This is a genomic window from Aeromonas sp. ASNIH8 (genome assembly GCF_002919855.1).
In the GTDB taxonomy this organism is placed as follows: Bacteria; Pseudomonadota; Gammaproteobacteria; order Enterobacterales; family Aeromonadaceae; genus Aeromonas; species Aeromonas caviae.
Window position 1 is genome coordinate 1 of record NZ_PQLN01000034.1, and the last position, 18,828, is coordinate 18,828.

Genomic DNA, 18,828 nt, shown 5'->3' on the forward strand with positions numbered 1-18,828 from the left:
AACTCTTGACTTGCATGTGTTAGGCCTGCCGCCAGCGTTCAATCTGAGCCATGATCAAACTCTTCAATTTAAGTTTGGTTGCTTCGAAAAGCGGCTCAATGAATTGCTGAATTAACTGCTGCAACTTTCGTTGCTTTGGTCACTTCATCAGACATTGATATCAAAAATTGTTTTTGATGCTCGATGCTGTGAGTGCCCACACAGATTGCTTGATTCAAATTGTTAAAGAGCAACGCAGCTTTTGGCTGCTGCGGGAGTGGCATTCTACTCAACCGCCTTCTCGAGTCAAGCCTTATTTTCACAGGCTTTTCGAGGCTACCGACCGCTTTGTTTGCGTTACCGCTTGCCCTGTCGATGGAGGCGCATTATAGGGAGCGAATTCGTTCTGGCAACCCCTCCTCTGCAATAAAATTGTAAAAATCGGCACTTTTTTAGTTATTCATATCCAAACACAGCTTTTATACAAACTTATCCACAGAAACCGGTGTTATCTTGCTAGAATGGCCGAAAACAAGGAGGCCAAGATGGACTTGCGACTAAGACCTTACAAGGGAAAATGCCCGCAACTGGGCAAACGGGTATATGTGGATCCCTGCGCCACCCTGGTGGGGGATATCCAGCTGGGTGACGATGCCAGCATCTGGCCCATGGTGGCCGCCAGAGGGGACGTCAACCATATCCGCATCGGTGCCCGCAGCAATATCCAGGACGGCACAGTGCTGCACCTGACCCGCAAGAGTGCCAGCAACCCCGGCGGCTATCCGCTGCTGATAGGTGAAGATGTCACGGTCGGTCATAAAGCCATGCTGCACGGTTGCACCATAGGCGACCGGGTGCTGGTCGGCATGGGTGCCATCCTGCTGGATGGGGTGATCGTTGATGACGATGTGATGATCGGGGCGGGCAGCCTGGTGCCACCAGGCAAGCGGCTTGAGGCCGGCTTTCTTTATATGGGCAATCCCGTCAAGCAGGCCCGCCCTCTCAAACCGGCCGAGATCGCCTTCCTGAAGACCTCGGCCGACAACTATGTGCTGCTCAAGGATGAATACCTGCAAGAGGCCTGACCCTGCAGCCACAAACAGGAAGCCCGGCATGATGCCGGGCTTCTCTTCTTATATAGCTATAGCTATGTGACCATCAGGCAGGATCAGTGGGCCTGATCCCAGTTGTCACCGGTGCCCGCTTCCACCACCAGCGGCACATACAGTTCGGCCGCACCCGACATCTTCTCCTTGATGAGGGCGATGTACTCTTCCAGCTTCTCTTCGCGGATCTCGAACACCAGTTCATCGTGTACCTGCATCAACATGCGGATCGACTCGTCTTCAATCCCGCGGATCCAGCCATCCACGTTGATCATGGCGCGCTTGATGATGTCGGCAGCGGTGCCCTGCATGGGTGCGTTGATGGCGGCCCGTTCGGCCGCCTTGCGCAGACCGGCGTTGCGGGACTTGATATCCGGCAGATAGAGGCGACGGCCAAACAGGGTTTCGACATAGCCCTGGGCGTCCGCCTGCTGGCGGGTACGCTCCATGTACTCCAGCACACCCGGGTAGCGTTCGAAGTAGAGATCCATGTACTTCTGCGCTTCGGCGCGACCGATCCCCAGCTGCTTGGCCAGACCGAAGGCACTCATGCCATAGATGAGACCAAAGTTGATCGCCTTGGCACTGCGGCGCATGTCGCTGGTCACCGCATCGAGCGCGACCCCGAACACCTCGGCGGCGGTCGCCTTGTGGATGTCCTTGCCCTCGGCGAAGGCGGTCAGCAACCCCTTGTCACCGGAGAGGTGGGCCATGATGCGCAGCTCGATCTGGGAGTAGTCCGCCGCCACCAGCTTGTAACCGGCGCACGGAATGAAGGCCTGCCGAATGCGGCGCCCCTGTTCGTTGCGTACCGGAATGTTCTGCAGGTTGGGATCGGTGGACGAGAGCCGACCGGTCGCCGCCACCGCCTGATGATAGGAGGTGTGCACCCGCCCGGTCTGCGGCTTGATCATCAGCGGCAGCTTGTCGGTGTAGGTGGACTTGAGCTTGGCCAGCCCACGGTGCTCCATCAGCAGTTGCGGCAGCTCATAGGTCTCCGCCAGCTCGGCCAGCACCTCTTCCGCAGTGGATGGCGCTCCCTTGGGGGTCTTTTTGATGATAGGCAGCCCCAGCTTGGTGAAGAGGATTTCACCCAGCTGCTTGGGCGAGGAGAGATTGAACTCCTGCCCGGCCAGCTCGTGGGCCTGCTTCTCCAGCTCTGCCAGACGCACTTCGATCTCCTGGCTCTGCTGATGCAGCAGCTTGGGCTCGATGGTGGTACCGAGTCGCTCCATCCGCGCCAGAACCGGCAGCAGCGGCAATTCGATCTCTCTGAATACCTTGGCAAGTCCCGGCTCGGCAGAGAGCTTGCCCCACAGCGCCTGATGCAGACGCAGGGTGATGTCGGCATCTTCCGCCGCGTAAGGAGCCGCCTGCTCCAGTTCGATCTGGTTGAAGGTGAGCTGCTTGACCCCCTTGCCGGCAATGTCCTCGAACGAGATGGTCTCGACGTTCAGATACCTGCGGGCCAGGGAATCCATGTCGTGGCGGCTGGCGGTAGAGTTGAGCACATAGGATTCGAGCATGGTGTCGTAGGCGATACCCTGCAGCTCGATGCCGTGGTTGAGCAGCACATTGCGGTCGTACTTGAGGTTCTGCCCCACCTTGAGACGGGCCGGATCTTCCAGCAGCGGTTTGAGCTTGCCGAGTACCACGGCCTCGGTCAGCTGCACCGGCGCCCCCAGATAGTCGTGGCCGAAGGGCACGTAGGCCGCCTTGCCCGGTTCGATAGCAAAGGAGACGCCAACGACGCGCGCTTCCATATAGTCGAGACTGGTGGTCTCGGTGTCGAAGGCAAACAGCGGCGCCGCCTGCAACCGTGCCAGCCACTCGTCGAATTCGGCCTCATCCAGAATGCAGCGATAGTCGGTTTCGATGGCGGCTGCCGGGGCGGCGCCTTCCTCATCACCTTCTGCTTCGCTCTCCTCGGCGCCGCCGGACTCCAACTCTTTGATCAGGTTGCGCAGCTCGTACTCGCGATAGACCGCCAGCAGAGCCTCCTTGTCGATGGGGCCGAGCTGCAGCTCTTCCAGGCTCTGCTCCAGCGCCACATCGGTCTTGATGGTGGCCAGCACGTAGGAGAGGCGCACCTGCTCTTCCTGCTCGCGGAACTTGTCGGCGAACGCCTTGGAGCCACGGAAGCCGAGCGTAGCCACCTTGTCGAGGTTGGCGGCGATCTCGTCGATGCTGCCGATCCCCTGCAGCAGGGCCAGCGCGGTCTTCTCGCCGACGCCGGTCATGCCGGGAATGTTGTCCACCTTGTCCCCCATCAGCGCCAGGTAGTCGATGATGAGCTCGGGCGGTACGCCGAACTTCTCGATCACCCCTTCCCGATCGGTCTTCACATCTTTCATGGTGTCGATCAGGGTGACATGGTCGGAGACCAGCTGCGCCATGTCCTTGTCGCCGGTGCTGATGAGCACAGGCAGCTGTTTCTCGGTCGCCTGACGGGCCAGGGTGCCGATCACGTCGTCAGCCTCCACCCCTTCGACCATCAGGAAGGGGAAACCCATTGCCTTGATCATCTGGTGAATAGGGGCGACCTGGCTGCGCAGATCGTCCGGCATGCTGGCGCGTGTTGCCTTGTATTCGGGATAGATGTCGTCACGGAAGGTCTTGCCCTTGGCGTCGAACACCACGGCCACGTGGCAGTCAGGGTACTGCTTGCGAAGGCTGCGCATCATGTTGGCCATGACACGGACGGCGCCGCTCGGCAAGCCGGTCGAGGTGCGCAGATCGGCCTGCTGCGAGGCAAAGAAGGCGCGGTAAAGATATGAAGAGCCGTCGACCAGAATAAGAGGATTGCTAGAGGCCATGAAAATCGTCCTGCCAAGAATAAACAGCCGCTAGGATGCCACAGGGCCCGCACCACACCAAGGGGACTCCCACCATCACCCCGGCGCACCGGTGGGGCATATTGCTGTGGATAACTCTGTGCTCAAAAATGGCACCATTGCATCACTGCCGTGACAAAGCTGTGGATTAAAACAAAAAATATATTTTAAAACATTGTGTTGAGAACATGAAAACTCAACATGACACACTCATCATGATCTCGATCAATGTGGAAAAAAATTCAAGGGGGGTACTGAGGCAGGATCCAAAACGAAACAATCCTAGCACAGGGAGATGACTTGACCAGCGGAGGTCGAACGATAACCATACAAAAGTACAACAATCTACCCTGGCTCACATTTTCAACAACGAGGAGTCTGTCATGAAAAAAGTGGCCGTGATCTTGAGTGGTTGTGGCGTGTTTGACGGCGCCGAAATCCACGAGGCCGTCATCAGCCTGCTGGCGCTGGCCCGTCAGGGAGCATCCGTTCAATGCTTCGCCCCCAATGTCCCTCAGCTTCATGTCATCAATCACCTGACCGGCGAGGTCAACGAGGGAGAGAGCCGCAACGTGCTGGTCGAGGCGGCCCGCATCTGCCGCGGCCAGATCAGGGATGTGGCTGAACTGGATGCAGCTGACTTCGACGCCCTGCTGGTGCCGGGCGGCTTCGGCGCCGCCAAGAACCTGTGTGACTTCGCCATCAAGGGCGCAGAATGCCGCATCCAGCCGGATGTGCTGAAGGCCTGCCAGAGCTTTGCCAGAGCAGGCAAACCGGCCGCCTACATCTGTATCGCACCGGCCATGATCCCGCTCATCTATGGGGCAGGCACCCTGGCCACCATTGGCAACGACGAGGGCGCCGCCAACGCCATCGAAGCCATGGGTGGCAGTCATCTCGACTGCCCGGTGAGCGAATTCGTGGTGGATCAGGAGCGCAAGGTCATCTCCACCCCTGCCTACATGCTGGCCAACAATATTGTGGAGGCGGCGGACGGCATCGAGAAGACCGTCAAACAGCTGCTGGCACTCTGATTGCCCGGCAGACCAAAACAAGCGGGCCGCTCAAGGAGCGGCCCGCTTTCATTCCGGTCAGTCTAGACGAGATCAGATGGCATCGCCCATCTGGTCCATCTTGCCCAGCAGGGCACGCAGACGCTCTTGCCAGGCAACGTGCTCGTTGCGCAGTTGGTGGTTTTCGTCTTGCAGCTTGCTGTTCTGCTCTTTCAGCTCGTCCAGCTCCATCTTCAGCAAGGAGATGTTGTCGACGGCGGATTGTACTTTGGATTCGAGTTGCTCAAGGACTTCTAGTGACATATGCATACCTGTATGTTCAATTGCGATGCCCCACAGAGGGCGATTCAAGCGCGTGGAGCCAGCATACCCTGATGCGCTCGGCACAAACAAGCCAGCACGTTGCAAAATGCGCCCTGCGGCCCGGTATTGCTTAAATATGCGTCGGTTTTTCTCGCAGGCAGCAGGAACCTCGATCCCGGGCGTCCGCCGTGGCATAACCCGCACTCCTGCCGATGCCACCATCAGCCATGCAAGGCGATGAAGCCCCCCATCATCAGACAGGCCACGGCGTACATCAACAGGCCGTAGAGCAGGTTCCAGCGCAGCAGCAGCCCGGCGCTCAGGTTGTAGCGGGACGCCAGCGCCAGATTGGAGCCGGAGAGCGGGCTCGTCCCGGTCGCCAGACCCCACCCCATGAGGAAGCACATGCCAAGCAGGCTGGGATCCGGTGCCAGCGGCCAGAGCAGCGGCGCCACCCCCGAGATGCTGATGAGAGGATGCACACCCACTATGGCCACCAGGAAGATCAGCAGCAGGGTCAGGCAGGCTTCCAGCCAGCCGAAGTGGTTGAACAGCGGCAGGCCGTGGCCACTGCCAAAGTCCAGTACTGACAGCGCGCTGTTGATGCCAGCCGCCAGCAGGCCGGCCCCCAGAAACAGCACAAGCTGGCCACCGATCGCCGGGAAGCGCTCCACCACCTGACGCTTGAGAGCAGCCCCTCGCCCCGCTTGCGGCATGAACAGCAACGCCAGCAAGGGCGCCACCAGGGCGATCACCGCCAGAATGCTGAGTCCGGGCCAGAAACGGTGGATCACCAGCACCAGCAGTGCCAGGGTCACCGGTAGCCCCAGGGTCTGGAGCCGCAGCGGATAACCTTCAAAGGTCTCCACGCCGAGTCGCTCTACCTGCCAGGCCGTCAGCCCCATGGCCAGCAAGGCCGCCAGTATGCCAAAAGGCAGTATGCTGCCCAGTTGCAGACCCGGTGCATAGGTGAGGGCCACCGCCATGGCGACGAAGAAGGGGGACCAAAACGCAGCCGCACAGAAGATCCGGCTCAGCACCATGACCTGACGCCGCTCCAGCGTCCCGTTGCGCTCCAGCCGATCGCCGATGATGAAGAGCACCGAAAGATTGATGACGGCCCCCAGCAGATTGAGGCTGGCCATGGTGCTCCACAGCCCCTTGCGACCGGACCAGGAGGCGGTGCCGGTCAAGAGGCCGGAGGTAGCCAGATTGAGGGTGCTCACTGCGGCAAACATGGTCAGCATGTTGATGTTCGGCAAGAGCCAGTCACCGGGGCTGAGGCTGGCCCCCCGCCACCAGGAAAAGAGCAGCAGCAGGAGCGCCGCGCCGTAGAGGGCCAGCGCCTGGCGCCGTGCGGCACCCACCAGCCAGGGCCAGGTGAGCAGGGAGGCGGCCCAGGCCGCGATGGCGGCGGGCCAGGGGGAGAAGTCCAGATAAAGGTGCAGCAGGTTGAGCAGCCACATCCCCAGGATCAGAAAGCCTGACCAGCGCTTGACCATACAACGGCCTCGGTCAGGGGATCAGAGGCACTGATCCATGTCCAGGGAAGGTTTGTCGCACTCGGGGCGGCCCACAATCCTGGCAGGCACGCCAGCGACCGTTGTGTGAGGCGGCACCGGGTTGATCACCACGCTGCCGGCACCGATCTTGGCGCCGACGCCCACCTCGATGTTGCCGAGCACCTTGGCCCCCGCCCCTATCATCACCCCTTCCCGGATTTTGGGGTGACGATCGCCACTCTCCTTGCCGGTCCCCCCCAGAGTCACACTCTGAAGGATGGAGACGTCGTTCTCGATGACGGCGGTTTCGCCGACCACGATACCGGTGGCATGGTCAAACATGATGCCCTTGCCGATGCGGGCGGCCGGGTGTACATCCACGCCGAACACCACGGAGATCTGGTTTTGCAGATAGAGCGCCAGGGCACGGCGTCCCTGACGCCACAGCCAGTTGGCCACCCGATACCCCTGAAGAGCATGGAATCCCTTGAGGTAGAGCAGCGGGGTGGAGAAGAGGTCGACCGCCGGGTCGCGATCCTGCACCGCGCAGATGTCGGCGGCCACTGCAGCCAGCAGCTCGGGCTCGCTGCGCAGGGCCAGCTCGATCACTTCCCGCAAGGCGATGGCAGGCATGGTGGTGCTGTCGAGCTTGTTGGCGAGCTGGAAGCTCAGCGCCGAGCGCAAATCCCGGTGATTGAGAATGGTGGAATGAAAGAAGCTGGCCAGCATGGGCTCCTGGGCCGCCATGCTCTGCGCTTCCTGCTGAATTTTTTGCCAGGTTCTGGCAACCAGATCATCCATGTTGCAGCCTACTGTTGTTCAGGGTGAGTGCTTTGTCGTTCTTTTGTCAGCACCGAGATGGGGTCCATGTGAATGATCACATCCATCCGCTCGAAGGCCTGGCGGACGGCCAGTTCAGCCTCGTCGGCTATCTGATGAGCCCTGACCAGAGGCAGTTGATCATCGAGTTCCAGATGCAACTGCACGAAACGAGTCGGCCCGGATTGGCGGGTACGCAGGTCATGTACGCCATGCACCCCCTCTACGGCACAGCAGAGGGCCATTATTCTCGCTTGTTCCTCCTCTGGCAACTGACGATCGAGCAGGGCCTGCACCGATTCGTAGCCGATATGGACAGCCCCCCACACCAGGAACAGACCGATCAGAATGGCAAACAGGCCGTCGGCCCAGTACCACCCCTGCCCCGCCAGCACCAGTGCCACCAGCACGCCGCCATTGAGCAGCAGGTCGGAACGGTAGTGCAGCATGTCGGCCTTGATGGCCACACTGTTGGTCTTGCGGATGACAAAGCCCTGGAAGCTCACCAGCAGCAGGGTCAGCACGATGGAGCCGACGCTGACCCAGATCCCGGCCTCCAGGCGCACCACGGGCACCTGATTCAGCATCGACGAGATGCCGTGCATCACCAACAGCAAGGCGGACCCCGAGATGAAGGCCGACTGCACCAGACCCGCCAGGGACTCCGCCTTGCCGTGGCCGAAGCGATGCTCTTCGTCGGCAGGGGCCAGCGCATAACGGATGGCCAGCAGATTGATGAGAGAGGCGCTGATGTCCATGAAGGAATCGGTCAGGGATGCCAGCAGGCTGGATGAATCCGTCATCAGCCAGGCGATCAGTTTGCCCAGGATGAGCAGGGTGGCGGTGGTCACAGCGGCCATGCTGGCCAGGGTGACCCAGCGGGAATAGTGTTGGTGGCTCAAAACCGGCTTTCCTCCGACGCGTAAAAACTTATTATACCCTGACCCGGACGTCAGTTTGGCGTGCAAAATCAACAGAGTGACTCCCAGATGAACAAAATACTCCTGGTCGACGACGATCTCGAACTGACCCAGCTGCTCACCGAAATCCTGACCCTGGAGGGGTTTGAGGTCACCGTCGCCGAGGATGGGGAAGAGGGATTGCAGCGACTGGCAGAACAGGCATTCGACCTGGTGCTGCTGGACGTCATGATGCCCAGACTCAACGGTTTCGCGATGCTGACCCGGCTGCGCAAGACCCACGACACCCCGGTGTTGATGCTGACCGCCCGTGGCGACAGCCAGGATCGGGTCAACGGGCTGGAGGCCGGTGCCGACGACTATCTCGCCAAGCCGTTCGACGACAGGGAGCTGCTGGCCCGGGTGCGCGCCATCCTGCGTCGAACCCAGAGCCAGGCTCCCCAGCGCGGCGGCAGCTCGGAAGAGGTGCGCTTCATGGATCTGGTGCTGCAGCCCGGCCTGCAACAGGCTCGCTGCGACGATCAGTTGCTGGAACTCACCGCCACCGAGTTCGGCCTGCTGGAGTGCCTGCTGCGCAATCCGGGCCAGATCGTCAGCAAGGGCCTGCTCTCCGAGCAGGTGCTGGGCAAGAAGCTCGAACCCTTCGATCGGGCCATCGACATGCACCTGAGCAACCTGCGCAAGAAGCTGCCGGAGCGGGCTGACGGCCAGCCCCGCTTCAAGACGGTGCGGGGACGAGGCTACCTGTGGCTGGAGCAGGCATGAAATCGGCCCGCACCTTCAACGGCCTGTCCACCCAGATCTTCCTCTGGTTCTGGTTCATCCTGCTGCTGGTCGTGGCCGCGGTGGTGATCCTCCCCACCCTGGACCCCCGCAACATCATCCCGCTGCCGGCCCACGAGATCACCCGTCTCAACAACAACCTGGCGGCGTTGCAACGGGGCGCGGATCCCGAGCAGGATTTCGATCTGGCCAAGGCCATCGATGCCGCGGGCCTCTTGCCGGTGGACAACATCTATCTACGCGATGCCAAGGGGCAGATGCAGTCCAGCACCCGGCTGAGCAAGTTCGTGATCCGTTTCATGCTCGACTCGGACAACCCGGCCAAGCCCATGCTGGGCAGCGAACACCAGCGCGCCATCGCCGGCCCCTTCCAGATGGTCCATCACGGCCAGACCTATCACGTCTATTTCGGTCTGAACGTCGAAAACTCCTACCTGTTCCTCTTCATCCAGATCCTGGATCACCCCATCCAGATCCTGGGCATCGCCATGCTGGTCAGCACCCCGCTCTGTCTGTTGCTCGCCTGGCGCCTGACCCGCCCCATACTGCAGTTGCAGCAGTCGGTCTCCCAACTCGCCCAGGGCAACCTGGAAATACAGATCCCCAACCTGGGGCGGCGCGACGAGATAGGCCAGCTGGCCGAACATGTCAGTCGCATGGTCGATACCCTCAAGGACATGATCCAGAAGCAGAAGCAGCTGCTCTCCGACATCTCCCACGAGCTGCGCAGCCCCCTGACCCGCATCCAGCTCGCACAGGCGCTGATCCGCCGCAAGCAGGGGGACAGCGCCGAGCTGGCGCGCATCGAAGGGGAGATAGCCCGGCTCGACAAGCTGATTGGGGATCTGCTGGATCTGTCGCGGGTGCAGCAACATGTGGAAGCGCCGGTGACGCTGCCCCTGGCGGAGCTGCTGGAGCCCATCCTGGACGATGCCATGTTCGAGGCAAACCAGAACGGCAAACAGCTCAGGCTCCCTTCCCTGCCCGCCGAATCCCTCACCATGTGGCCGGAGCTGCTGGCGCGCGCCCTGGAAAATCCCCTGCGCAACGCCCTCAAGTATGCCCGCGAGTTCATCAAGGTGGACTGGTACCGGGAGGGACGGGAATGGGTGATGACCATACGGGATGACGGCCCTGGCGTGCCGGTGGAGCAGCAGCCCCGGTTGTTCCTGCCCTTCTTTCGGGTGGACGATGCCCGCAACGCCAAGACCGGGGGCACTGGTCTCGGCCTTGCCATCGCCGCCGAGGCGATCCAGCGTCATGGGGGGACCATCCGGGCCAGCAGCAATCAGCCGACCGGACTGGTCATCACCATCCGTCTGCCCATGCCCTGACCTCCCCCTTTTCATCGGCACGGGTGCTGGGTATGCTGGCGCCCGTTTCGCACCAGCCCAGGATCCTTCCATGCTCGATATCGTGCTCTACCAACCGGAAATCCCCCCCAACACCGGCAACATCATTCGCCTCTGCGCCAATACCGGCTACCGGTTGCACCTGATAGAGCCCCTGGGGTTCGAGTGGGATGACAAGCGGGTCAAGCGGGCCGGGCTCGACTATCACGAGTTTGCCGACGTCAAGCGCTGGCCTGACTATGAGGCGTTTCTGGCGGCCGTCGCCCCCCAACGGGTCTTTGCCTGCACCACCAAGGGACGCACCGCCCACTCGGCGGCCCGGTTTGCCCCCGGTGACGCCCTGCTGTTCGGGCCCGAGAGCCGAGGCCTGCCTATGGAGATCATCGAGGGCCTGCCATTCGAGCAGCGGCTGCGCATTCCCATGCTGCCCCAGAGCCGCAGCATGAATCTGGCCAACGCCGTCGCGGTGTTCGTCTACGAGAGCTGGCGACAGTTCGACTATTCAGGCTCGCTCTGACCGCTGACGATATTGGCAAGGCGGCCAGGATTCAGACTGACTGCGCCGTCCCCTGCCCCGCCAGCAGCCGTCCATCACGCTCCAGTCGCCAGCAGAGCCAGCCCAGCGTCAGGCCACGACCGGCCATCAGGGCACTCATGGCGGCCCACAGGGCCGCCACACCCCATCCCTGGCAGAGCCACCAGATGGGAAAGAAGCCGGCAAACACCGCCACCAGCATGCTGTTGCGCATTTCCCGGGCCCGGGTGGCGCCGATAAAGACCCCGTCCAGCAGGAAGCACCAGACCGCCAGCAGCGGCATGGCCACCAGCCAGGGGAGCTGACGTTGCGCCTCGGCGATCACCGCCGGTATGTCGGTAATGTGGCGGATGAGCCAGTGGCCCCCCAGGGCAAACGAGAGGGTGAATGCCAGGGAGATCAGCAGCGCCCAGCCCAGATTGAGGACGATGGCCTCCCGCAGCAGCGGCCGATCGCGCCGCCCGATGGCGCGCCCTACCATGGCTTCCACCGCATAGGCAAATCCATCCAGCCCGTAGGAAATCAGCATCAGGAAATTGAGCAGCACCGCATTGGCGGCCACCGCCACATCCCCCAGCCTGGCCCCCTGCAGAGTCATGAACACGAAGCAGAGTTGCAGGCAGAGGGAGCGGATGAAAATATCCCGGTTCAGGGCGAGCAGCCGCAGCAGGGCCGGCCACTGGCGCCAGCGCTGCCAGGCGTTGTGCCACACCCCGGGATCAAGTCGGCGCAGATGCCGGCTCACCAGCCAGACCCCCACCCCGAGCGTGCTGTAATCCGCCAGCAGGGAAGCTGCGGCCACCCCTTTCACCTGCCAGCCCAATCCCAGCACGAACCAGGCATCCAGCACCATGTTGACGAGATTGCCCAGGATCAGCAGCAGCATGGGGCTGCGTGCATCCTGCATGCCCAGCAACCACCCCATGATGACCAGATTGCACAAGGCCGCCGGGGCGCTCCAGACCCGCACCGACACATATTGACCGGCATAGGTCTGTACCTCGGAAGAGCCGCCGCCGAGGGCGATGATGGCAGGCAGGAACGGCAGCAACAGGAGCAACAGCGCCATGCCCAGTCCGATCGCCAAGCCCAGGGCCCGCGCCAGGGTGTCGAGCTGCCCTTCGGCATGGGCTGCACCCTGAGCCTGGGCAGTCAGCCCTGTGGTGGACATGCGCAGGAAGCCAAGCAGCCAGAACAGCAGATTGATGAAGGTCGCACCGACCGACACGCCGCCGAGAAACCAGGCCTGGCCAAGATGACCGATCACCCAGGTGTCCACCAACCCCAGCAAGGGCGTGGTGACGTTGGAGAACACCATGGGCAGGGCCAGGGCGAAGACGGCTCGGTGGCGGCGAGGATCCTTCAACCAGGCGGGAATCAGCATGGTGCGCGCCGGGATCACTCGCCAGCCAGCCGCACGATGCGCGCGAAGTCGGCCACCATGGTCTGCATGTCCACGTGGGGCACCTCACCCGGTGCCACTTTGGGTCGGAAGGTGGCCACCAGCTTCCCCTCGGGGTTGATCAGCACGATGGAGGCGGAGTGGTCGATCAGGTAGTCCTTGCGATCCCCTTCCACGATGGAATAGACCAGCCCCAGATTGCGGACCAGAGGAAAGAGGGCACTGTGAGGTGCTGTCGCCGCCTTGAACTCGGGCTCGAAGAAGGCGGTATAGCTCTTCAGGCGGGCGCTGTCATCCCGCTGGGGATCCGCCGAGATGAATACCACCTGGCTAGTGGGGGCTATCTTCTTCAACGCCGGATAGACGCTGCGCAGATCCGCCAGCGTGGTCGGACAGACATCCGGGCAGTAGGTGTAGCCGATGAACAAAAAGCTCCAGTGTCCCGTCAGGTTGGCAGGGGTAAAGGGCTGTGCATCCGCATCCGTGAGGGTAAACGGGTTGATGTCTCGCCCCGCCGGGTAGTAATCGGCCTGTTCCGGCACCGCGGGCTGACTCCAGTAATAAGCCGCCGCAATGGCGCCGATGAACAGCAACAGCAGCAGGTAAAAGCGTGGTTTAACCATATAAAACAAAGCCTTGCTTATGTTAGAAGCCCAGGGGGGCAAAACCGGTAGGGGTCATTGTAACCCGCCTGCCCCCGCCGATGGCTAGTCTTGCATCCCGGCGGGAAAGCGTCTGTGCCATGGATAAGCCGCATCGGCGCCAAAACAAGAGCCCCGCTCTGGCGGGGCTCTTGTTTGTACAGGAGAGGGATCAGGGCCGCAGCCTGTGCTGCGGCTGGGCACGTCTCAGGGGGACGCGCAGCGGGATGACGGGGGCAGTCCAGGGCTCATCCGGCAATCCGATGTCGTGATGACGGCGAAACAGACGAACCAGGCGGACAATCTTGTCTTTGGGGCACCCAAGCCAGATGGTCCAACCATCTCCCTTGTGATAGACCCAGAGCGCATAGAACCATGTCATCCGACTGCCCTTGATGAATCGGGTGATGGAAGATGCGGGCGCTGCGGCCGGCACCGGATCCCACGGCGAGCTTGAAGCCATACCTGTCCTCCTTGCTCAACAGGTCACGCTGACGGGTCTCTTTGTCCCCAACGACGAACCAACCACGGCAGCGTACTGACTGTACGAGTCCCCAGTCTGAGGTGACTCTCCCTTCTGCGCACCGACCCGGCGATCATGCATCCCTGCCATGGCGTACTGCCCGGTGCGACTCCCCCTTCCCTGATCACCGACCATGACAGGGGCCTTATCAAAGGATATATCCGAAATGCATGTCGTGCGGCGAGACTATGTGCACAGGAAGGAGAAGCGAAAAGGTGGGGAGGGAGATGCCATCGGCAGATGAAAATGAAGAGGCCTCCCGCAGGAGGCCTCTTCATCGCATCGGATGCTTACATCCAGTCGGCGTTGCGGATCACGCCGACCGCCAGGCCCTCTATGGTGAGGTGCTGACTGGCGAGATCCACCTCGATGGGGGAGAGCTCTTCGTTTTCCGGCAGCAGCCACACCTGGCTGCCCTTGCGCTGGAAGCGCTTGACGGTGACGTCCTCGTCGAGCCGTGCCACAACGACCTGGCCGTTGCGTACCTCCTGGGTCTTGTGTACCGCCAGCAGGTCCCCGTCCATGATGCCGATGTTCTTCATGCTCATGCCCTGCACCCGCAGCAGGAAGTCTGCCCGCGGGTGGAACAGGGCGGGATCCACCTGGTAGTGGCTCTCGATGTGTTCCTGAGCCAGGATGGGTTCCCCGGCCGCCACCTTGCCGATCAGTGGCAGGCCGTTTTCTTCAGGCTGCACGTCCTCTTCTTCGAGCAGTAGACGAATGCCGCGGGACGTGCCCGGCATGATCTCGATGACCCCTTTTTTGGCCAGGGCCTTCAGATGTTCTTCGGCCGCGTTGGCCGACTTGAAGCCAAGCTTCTGGGCAATCTCGGCGCGAGTCGGCGGCATGCCGGTCTCGTTCATGTTCGCCTTGATGAGCTCGAGTACTTCAGCCTGGCGAGGGGTAAGGGGTTTCATAGCATGGGCACCTGTCTTTTTATACAGCACACTGGCAGTATATACAGTGCTGGGGCCAAGGCAAGGCGCAACTGGCATTTGTCGCGACCCGACGCACATTTGCCCCTCCCCCCGCTCTGAAGTACCGACTCATCGTACCTCTCGGCGACAAGCAGTCGGTGATTTGCTATGCTCACGCCGCATTTTTTTGGAGAGCAGACGCACATGTCCCTTGGACAGAAGATTTCCAGAGCCATCCTGCAATGGCCGGTCAGCGGCTTGGTCAATCACAAGAGCCTGCCGGAAAACCCCATCACCGAGCTCAAGCTGGATCCGGCCAGACCCATCGTCTATGCCCTGAAGACCAGCTCGATCACCGACCTGATGACCCTGCAACAGTGCTGCGAGGATCTCGGCCTGCCCGGCCCCTTCACGCCGCTGGAGCTGAACGGTCAACTGCTGCCACGCTACGTCTGTCTGGATCGTCCGCCTCCCCTGTTCGGCACACGCAACAAGCCACTCCCCTTCCTGCAGGAGTTCCACCAGTTGCTGGACCTGCACAAGCAGGATCCGGCGCTGGACATCCAGGTAGTACCCGTCACCCTGTTCTGGGGCCGCGCACCGGGCCGGGAAGGCGAGGAGGCCTCCGGCTGGAACATCATCAGCAGCCTGGCGCCAAACCGCCTGAAGAAGGCGCTGATCGTGATCCTGAAAGGGCGCGAGAACCTGGTGCGCTTCTCCCCGCCCCTCTCCCTGCGCTACATGGCGGACAAGCACGGCACCGACGAGGCCATCGCCCACAAGCTGGCGCGGGTGGCCCGTACCCACTTCAGCCGCCAGCAGCTGGCCGCCACCGGGCCCAAGCTGCCGAACCGCAACCTGCTGTTCAAGCAACTGCTGGATTCGAGCGTGATCCAGCAGGCCATCGAGGAGGAGGCCAGACGGGAAGGGATCAGCCTGGAGAAGGCGCAAAAGCGTGCCCACGGCTACATGGACGAGATCGCCTCCAATTTCTCCTATCGGTTGATCCGCCTCGGGGAGAGTTTCCTCGGCTGGCTGTGGAACAAGCTCTATCGCGGCCTCTCGGTCAACGGAGCAGAGCAGGTGCGCCAGCTCGCCCAGGAAGGGCACGAGATCGTCTACGTCCCCTGCCATCGCAGCCACATGGATTACCTGCTGCTCTCCTACGTCATCTACCACCAGGGCATGGTGCCGCCCCACATCGCGGCGGGCATCAACCTCAACTTCTGGCCGGCGGGCCCCATCTTCCGCCACGGCGGCGCCTTCTTCATCCGCCGCACCTTCAAGGGCAATCCGCTCTACAGCACGGTATTCCGGGAGTACCTCAACCTGCTGTTTGCCAAGGGCTACTCGGTGGAGTTCTTCACCGAGGGCGGGCGTTCGCGTACCGGTCGCCTGCTGCCCCCCAAGACCGGCATGCTGGCGATGACCCTGCAGGCCATGATGCGCGGGCTGGACAGGCCGGTGACCCTGGTCCCCGTCTACCTCGGCTACGAGCACGTGATGGAGGTGAACACCTACCACAACGAACTCAAGGGGAGCCGTAAGGAGAAGGAGAGCTTCCTGCAGGTGCTCGGCATCCTGCGCAAGCTGCGCAACTATGGCCGCGGCTTCGTCAACTTCGGTGAGCCGCTGACCCTCAACAATTACCTCAACGAGCACGTGCCCAGCTGGAAGGATCACATCGGTGAGGAGGAGCGTCCCGAATGGATGGCCTCCACCGTCAACCAATTGGCCGAGCTGCTGATGACCCGCATCAACGATGCCGCCGCCGTCAACGGCCTGACCCTGAGTGCCCTGGCCCTGCTGGCCGCCGAGCGCCACGCCCTGACCCGGGACGAACTCCAGGCCCAGCTCAACACCTATCTGGACCTGCTCAAGCAGGTGCCCTACAGCCCGCACAGCACCATGCCGGACGAGGACGCCAGGACCCTGCTGGAGCAGGCGATGGAGCTCAACAAGTTCGAGGTGAGCGAGGACAAGTTGGGCCAGATCATCAGCCTGGACCGCTATCAGGCGATCCTGCTCACCTACTACCGCAACAACATACTGCACCTGTTCGCCATGCCCTCCCTGGTGGCGGCTCTGATCGAGCGGTGCGAGGGGATCTCCCGCAGCGAGATCGTCGCCCGCTGTGTCGACATCTACCCCCTGCTCAAGACCGAACTCTTCCTGCGCTATGAAGAGGAGGAGCTGCCTGAACTGATCGATGCCCTGCTGGCCGAGCTGTTACGCCAGCAACTGGTCGAGGCACGCGACGGCGGCTACTGGGTCAACCCCGGCAACCAGATGCGCCTGCTGCTCTTGGCCGAAAGCATTCAGGAAACCCTGCAACGCTACGCCATCGTGCTGACCCGCATGCTGGCCCAGCCCCACATCGAGGCGGAGCAGCTGGAAGCGGACGGCCTGATGATGGCGGAGCGCCTCGGCACCCTGCACGGCATCAACGCCCCCGAGTTCTTCGACCAGAAGCTGTTCAGCACCCTGATCCACACCCTGCGCAGCGAAGGCTATCTGGATCCGGGCTGCAAACCGGATCTCGGCCGCTTCCAGGCATTGGCCGACAACATAGTGCCGCTGCTTAGCAACAAGATCCGCCGCACCATCCAGGCGGGCAACCGGCTCTGAGGCGTCGACACCCAATAAAAAGGCCGCATCATGCGGCCTTTTTTCATCAAGGAAGGGGGCGGGTTAGAGGTAGTGAACCATCACCCCGAGCAGCACCAGCGCCCCCACGTAGTTGTTGTTGAGGAAGGCCTGGAAGCAGGCTTCCCGCTGCCGCTCACGGATCAGTCGCTGTTGGTAGACGAACAGCGCCGCCGCCCCCAGCAGTCCCCAGTAATAACCTGACCCCAACCCCATCAGCTGCCCGACCCCCAGCAGGATCAGCAGGGTCGCCAGTTGCAGCGCGCCGATGATCCGCTTGTCGTGACGGCCGAACAGGATGGCGCTCGATTTCAGGCCGAGCTTGAGGTCGTCATCCCTGTCCACCATGGCGTACTCGGTGTCATAAGCGATAGTCCACAGCAGGTTGGCAAGAAACAACAGCCAGGCTTCCGGCGGCAGGGCATTGGCCTGAGCCGCGTAGGCCATGGGAATGGACCAGGAGAAGGCCATGCCGAGCACCAGCTGGGGGATGGGGATGAAGCGCTTCATGAAGGGGTAGCAGACCGCCAGCAGCAGACCGGCAAAGGACAGGCTGATGGTGAGTGGGTTCAACGTCAGCACCAGGGCGAACGAGAGAAGCGCCAGCACGGCGAACAGCACCAGCACTTCCCGCTCGGCGACCCGCCCCATGGGCAGCGGTCGCCCGGCGGTGCGTTTCACATGACCGTCGAAGTTGCGATCCGCATAGTCATTGATGACACAGCCGGCGGAGCGCATCAGAAAAACGCCCACCACGAACACGGTCAGGATCCAGGGGTCAGGCAGGCCACCAGCCGCCAGACATAGCGCCCACAGGGTCGGCCACAGCAGCAGCAGGGTACCGATGGGCTTGTCGATGCGGGCCAACTGCGCATAGGCCAGTCCCCGCTCCTTGGTTAACAGCTTCACTCCAGCTCCTTATCCGATGGCAACGAATGAGACGATAGCGAGGGCAGGAAAAGTTCATGGACCAGCAGTGGCCATTGCCCCAGAAACAGGCAGGAACGACGCCCCCAGACGGTGGCGGCCGGACACCAGGGATTGCTCGCTATCTCGAAACAGGCCAGTTGCAGGTGATCCCGCCGCGCCGGTGCCTCACCGAAAATGCGCTCTCCCAGCGGCTGCTCTCCCAGATCCTGCAAACCGCCCCCCTGCAAGGCCGCTTCGGCAAACAGGGTCCAACCCAGGATGGCAGGCCCGCCATCACCGTGCAGGATCACCTCGCGGCACATGCCCACGGGGGCCGACACCGCCACCAGCGCCTGCTCGTCCACCGTCAGCGACACGGCGCGATTGCCGAGCAGTTGCACCGAGAGGTGATGATTGTAACGACGCAGGCGCCGGGTCATGGAATCGGTCTCCAGCAACCAGGGACGCAGCGCCTCGGGCGGTTCGCACTCTGCAGGCGCCCGCCACGGGACGAGCTGGACGAGGGGAACAGTCAACTCGGACTTCACAGCTTCACCATCCGGAGATTTCCGTTGTCAGGTTAAAAACCGGTTTATTATCCGTAAATCAATGGCGAATTGTAAGAACATCCGTGCTTGACGGCC

Annotated in this window: 17 protein-coding genes and 1 rRNA gene; 6 read left to right on the plus strand and 12 right to left on the minus strand. The window is 61.9% G+C overall.

Going from position 1 to position 18,828, the window contains the following annotated elements:
• A 16S ribosomal RNA gene (locus C3418_RS24505) occupies window positions 1-70 on the minus strand; the annotation flags it as partial.
• 454 nt (window positions 71-524) lie between these two features.
• Here C3418_RS24505 and C3418_RS10775 point away from each other — a divergent pair.
• Entirely contained in the window at window positions 525-1,064 is a 540-nt protein-coding gene (locus C3418_RS10775) for a gamma carbonic anhydrase family protein (RefSeq protein ID WP_103858492.1), read from the plus strand.
• Window positions 1,065-1,147: 83 nt separating this feature from the next.
• Here C3418_RS10775 and polA read toward each other — a convergent pair whose 3' ends face one another.
• Window positions 1,148-3,901 (minus strand): DNA polymerase I, encoded by a 2,754-nt coding sequence (gene polA, locus C3418_RS10780; protein WP_103858478.1) that lies wholly within the window; start codon window positions 3,899-3,901, stop codon window positions 1,148-1,150.
• Window positions 3,902-4,302: 401 nt separating this feature from the next.
• Here polA and elbB point away from each other — a divergent pair, with 401 nt between their 5' ends.
• The gene (gene elbB / locus C3418_RS10785) at window positions 4,303-4,953 is read left to right on the plus strand and encodes an isoprenoid biosynthesis glyoxalase ElbB (protein ID WP_048209468.1); all 651 of its coding nucleotides are present in this window, start codon (window positions 4,303-4,305) and stop codon (window positions 4,951-4,953) included.
• Between the two features lie 72 nt (window positions 4,954-5,025).
• Here elbB and C3418_RS24380 read toward each other — a convergent pair whose 3' ends face one another.
• From C3418_RS24380 to C3418_RS10805, 4 genes are all read right to left on the minus strand, one after another.
• A complete protein-coding gene (locus tag C3418_RS24380) occupies window positions 5,026-5,235 on the minus strand; it encodes a cell division protein ZapB (RefSeq protein ID WP_010672454.1) in 210 nt (69 codons plus the stop codon).
• Window positions 5,236-5,456: 221 nt separating this feature from the next.
• On the minus strand, window positions 5,457-6,737 hold the full coding sequence (locus C3418_RS10795) for a hypothetical protein (RefSeq protein ID WP_010672453.1): 1,281 nt from the start codon (window positions 6,735-6,737) through the stop codon (window positions 5,457-5,459).
• 21 nt (window positions 6,738-6,758) lie between these two features.
• Complete coding sequence (gene cysE, locus C3418_RS10800) at window positions 6,759-7,538, minus strand: serine O-acetyltransferase (RefSeq protein ID WP_010672452.1); 780 nt, start codon at window positions 7,536-7,538, stop codon at window positions 6,759-6,761.
• Between the two features lie 8 nt (window positions 7,539-7,546).
• On the minus strand, window positions 7,547-8,458 hold the full coding sequence (locus C3418_RS10805; RefSeq protein ID WP_043155671.1) for a cation diffusion facilitator family transporter: 912 nt from the start codon (window positions 8,456-8,458) through the stop codon (window positions 7,547-7,549).
• A gap of 87 nt (window positions 8,459-8,545) precedes the next feature.
• Here C3418_RS10805 and C3418_RS10810 point away from each other — a divergent pair, with 87 nt between their 5' ends.
• From C3418_RS10810 to trmL, 3 genes are all read left to right on the plus strand, one after another.
• Window positions 8,546-9,241, plus strand: a complete 696-nt coding sequence (locus tag C3418_RS10810; RefSeq protein ID WP_010672450.1) for a response regulator — start codon at window positions 8,546-8,548, stop codon at window positions 9,239-9,241.
• A complete protein-coding gene (locus C3418_RS10815; RefSeq protein ID WP_039041147.1) occupies window positions 9,238-10,593 on the plus strand; it encodes an ATP-binding protein in 1,356 nt (451 codons plus the stop codon). Before C3418_RS10810 ends, C3418_RS10815 begins: the two co-directional genes overlap by 4 nt.
• A gap of 70 nt (window positions 10,594-10,663) precedes the next feature.
• Complete coding sequence (gene trmL / locus C3418_RS10820; protein WP_069784747.1) at window positions 10,664-11,128, plus strand: tRNA (uridine(34)/cytosine(34)/5-carboxymethylaminomethyluridine(34)-2'-O)-methyltransferase TrmL; 465 nt, start codon at window positions 10,664-10,666, stop codon at window positions 11,126-11,128.
• 31 nt (window positions 11,129-11,159) lie between these two features.
• Here the strand turns inward: trmL and C3418_RS10825 are convergent, their stop codons facing one another.
• The 4 genes from C3418_RS10825 to lexA form a co-directional block, all read right to left on the minus strand.
• Entirely contained in the window at window positions 11,160-12,530 is a 1,371-nt protein-coding gene (locus C3418_RS10825) for an MATE family efflux transporter (RefSeq protein ID WP_103858493.1), read from the minus strand.
• Window positions 12,531-12,544: 14 nt separating this feature from the next.
• Window positions 12,545-13,171: an SCO family protein gene (locus tag C3418_RS10830; protein WP_103858479.1), complete on the minus strand. Its 627-nt coding sequence runs from the start codon at window positions 13,169-13,171 to the stop codon at window positions 12,545-12,547.
• A 190-nt stretch (window positions 13,172-13,361) separates the two neighbouring features.
• The gene (locus C3418_RS10835) at window positions 13,362-13,652 is read right to left on the minus strand and encodes a hypothetical protein (protein ID WP_010672445.1); all 291 of its coding nucleotides are present in this window, start codon (window positions 13,650-13,652) and stop codon (window positions 13,362-13,364) included.
• Window positions 13,653-14,002: 350 nt separating this feature from the next.
• Window positions 14,003-14,629 (minus strand): transcriptional repressor LexA, encoded by a 627-nt coding sequence (lexA, locus tag C3418_RS10840; protein ID WP_010672444.1) that lies wholly within the window; start codon window positions 14,627-14,629, stop codon window positions 14,003-14,005.
• A 204-nt stretch (window positions 14,630-14,833) separates the two neighbouring features.
• On the opposite strand from lexA, the gene plsB reads away from it, so the two are divergent.
• Complete coding sequence (plsB, locus tag C3418_RS10845) at window positions 14,834-17,257, plus strand: glycerol-3-phosphate 1-O-acyltransferase PlsB (RefSeq protein ID WP_103858480.1); 2,424 nt, start codon at window positions 14,834-14,836, stop codon at window positions 17,255-17,257.
• Window positions 17,258-17,320: 63 nt separating this feature from the next.
• Here plsB and ubiA read toward each other — a convergent pair whose 3' ends face one another.
• Both ubiA and C3418_RS10855 read right to left on the minus strand, forming a co-directional pair.
• Window positions 17,321-18,184: a 4-hydroxybenzoate octaprenyltransferase gene (gene ubiA / locus C3418_RS10850; RefSeq protein ID WP_010672442.1), complete on the minus strand. Its 864-nt coding sequence runs from the start codon at window positions 18,182-18,184 to the stop codon at window positions 17,321-17,323.
• The gene (locus tag C3418_RS10855) at window positions 18,181-18,732 is read right to left on the minus strand and encodes a chorismate lyase (RefSeq protein ID WP_103858481.1); all 552 of its coding nucleotides are present in this window, start codon (window positions 18,730-18,732) and stop codon (window positions 18,181-18,183) included. Before C3418_RS10855 ends, ubiA begins: the two co-directional genes overlap by 4 nt.
• Window positions 18,733-18,828: the final 96 nt, after the last annotated feature.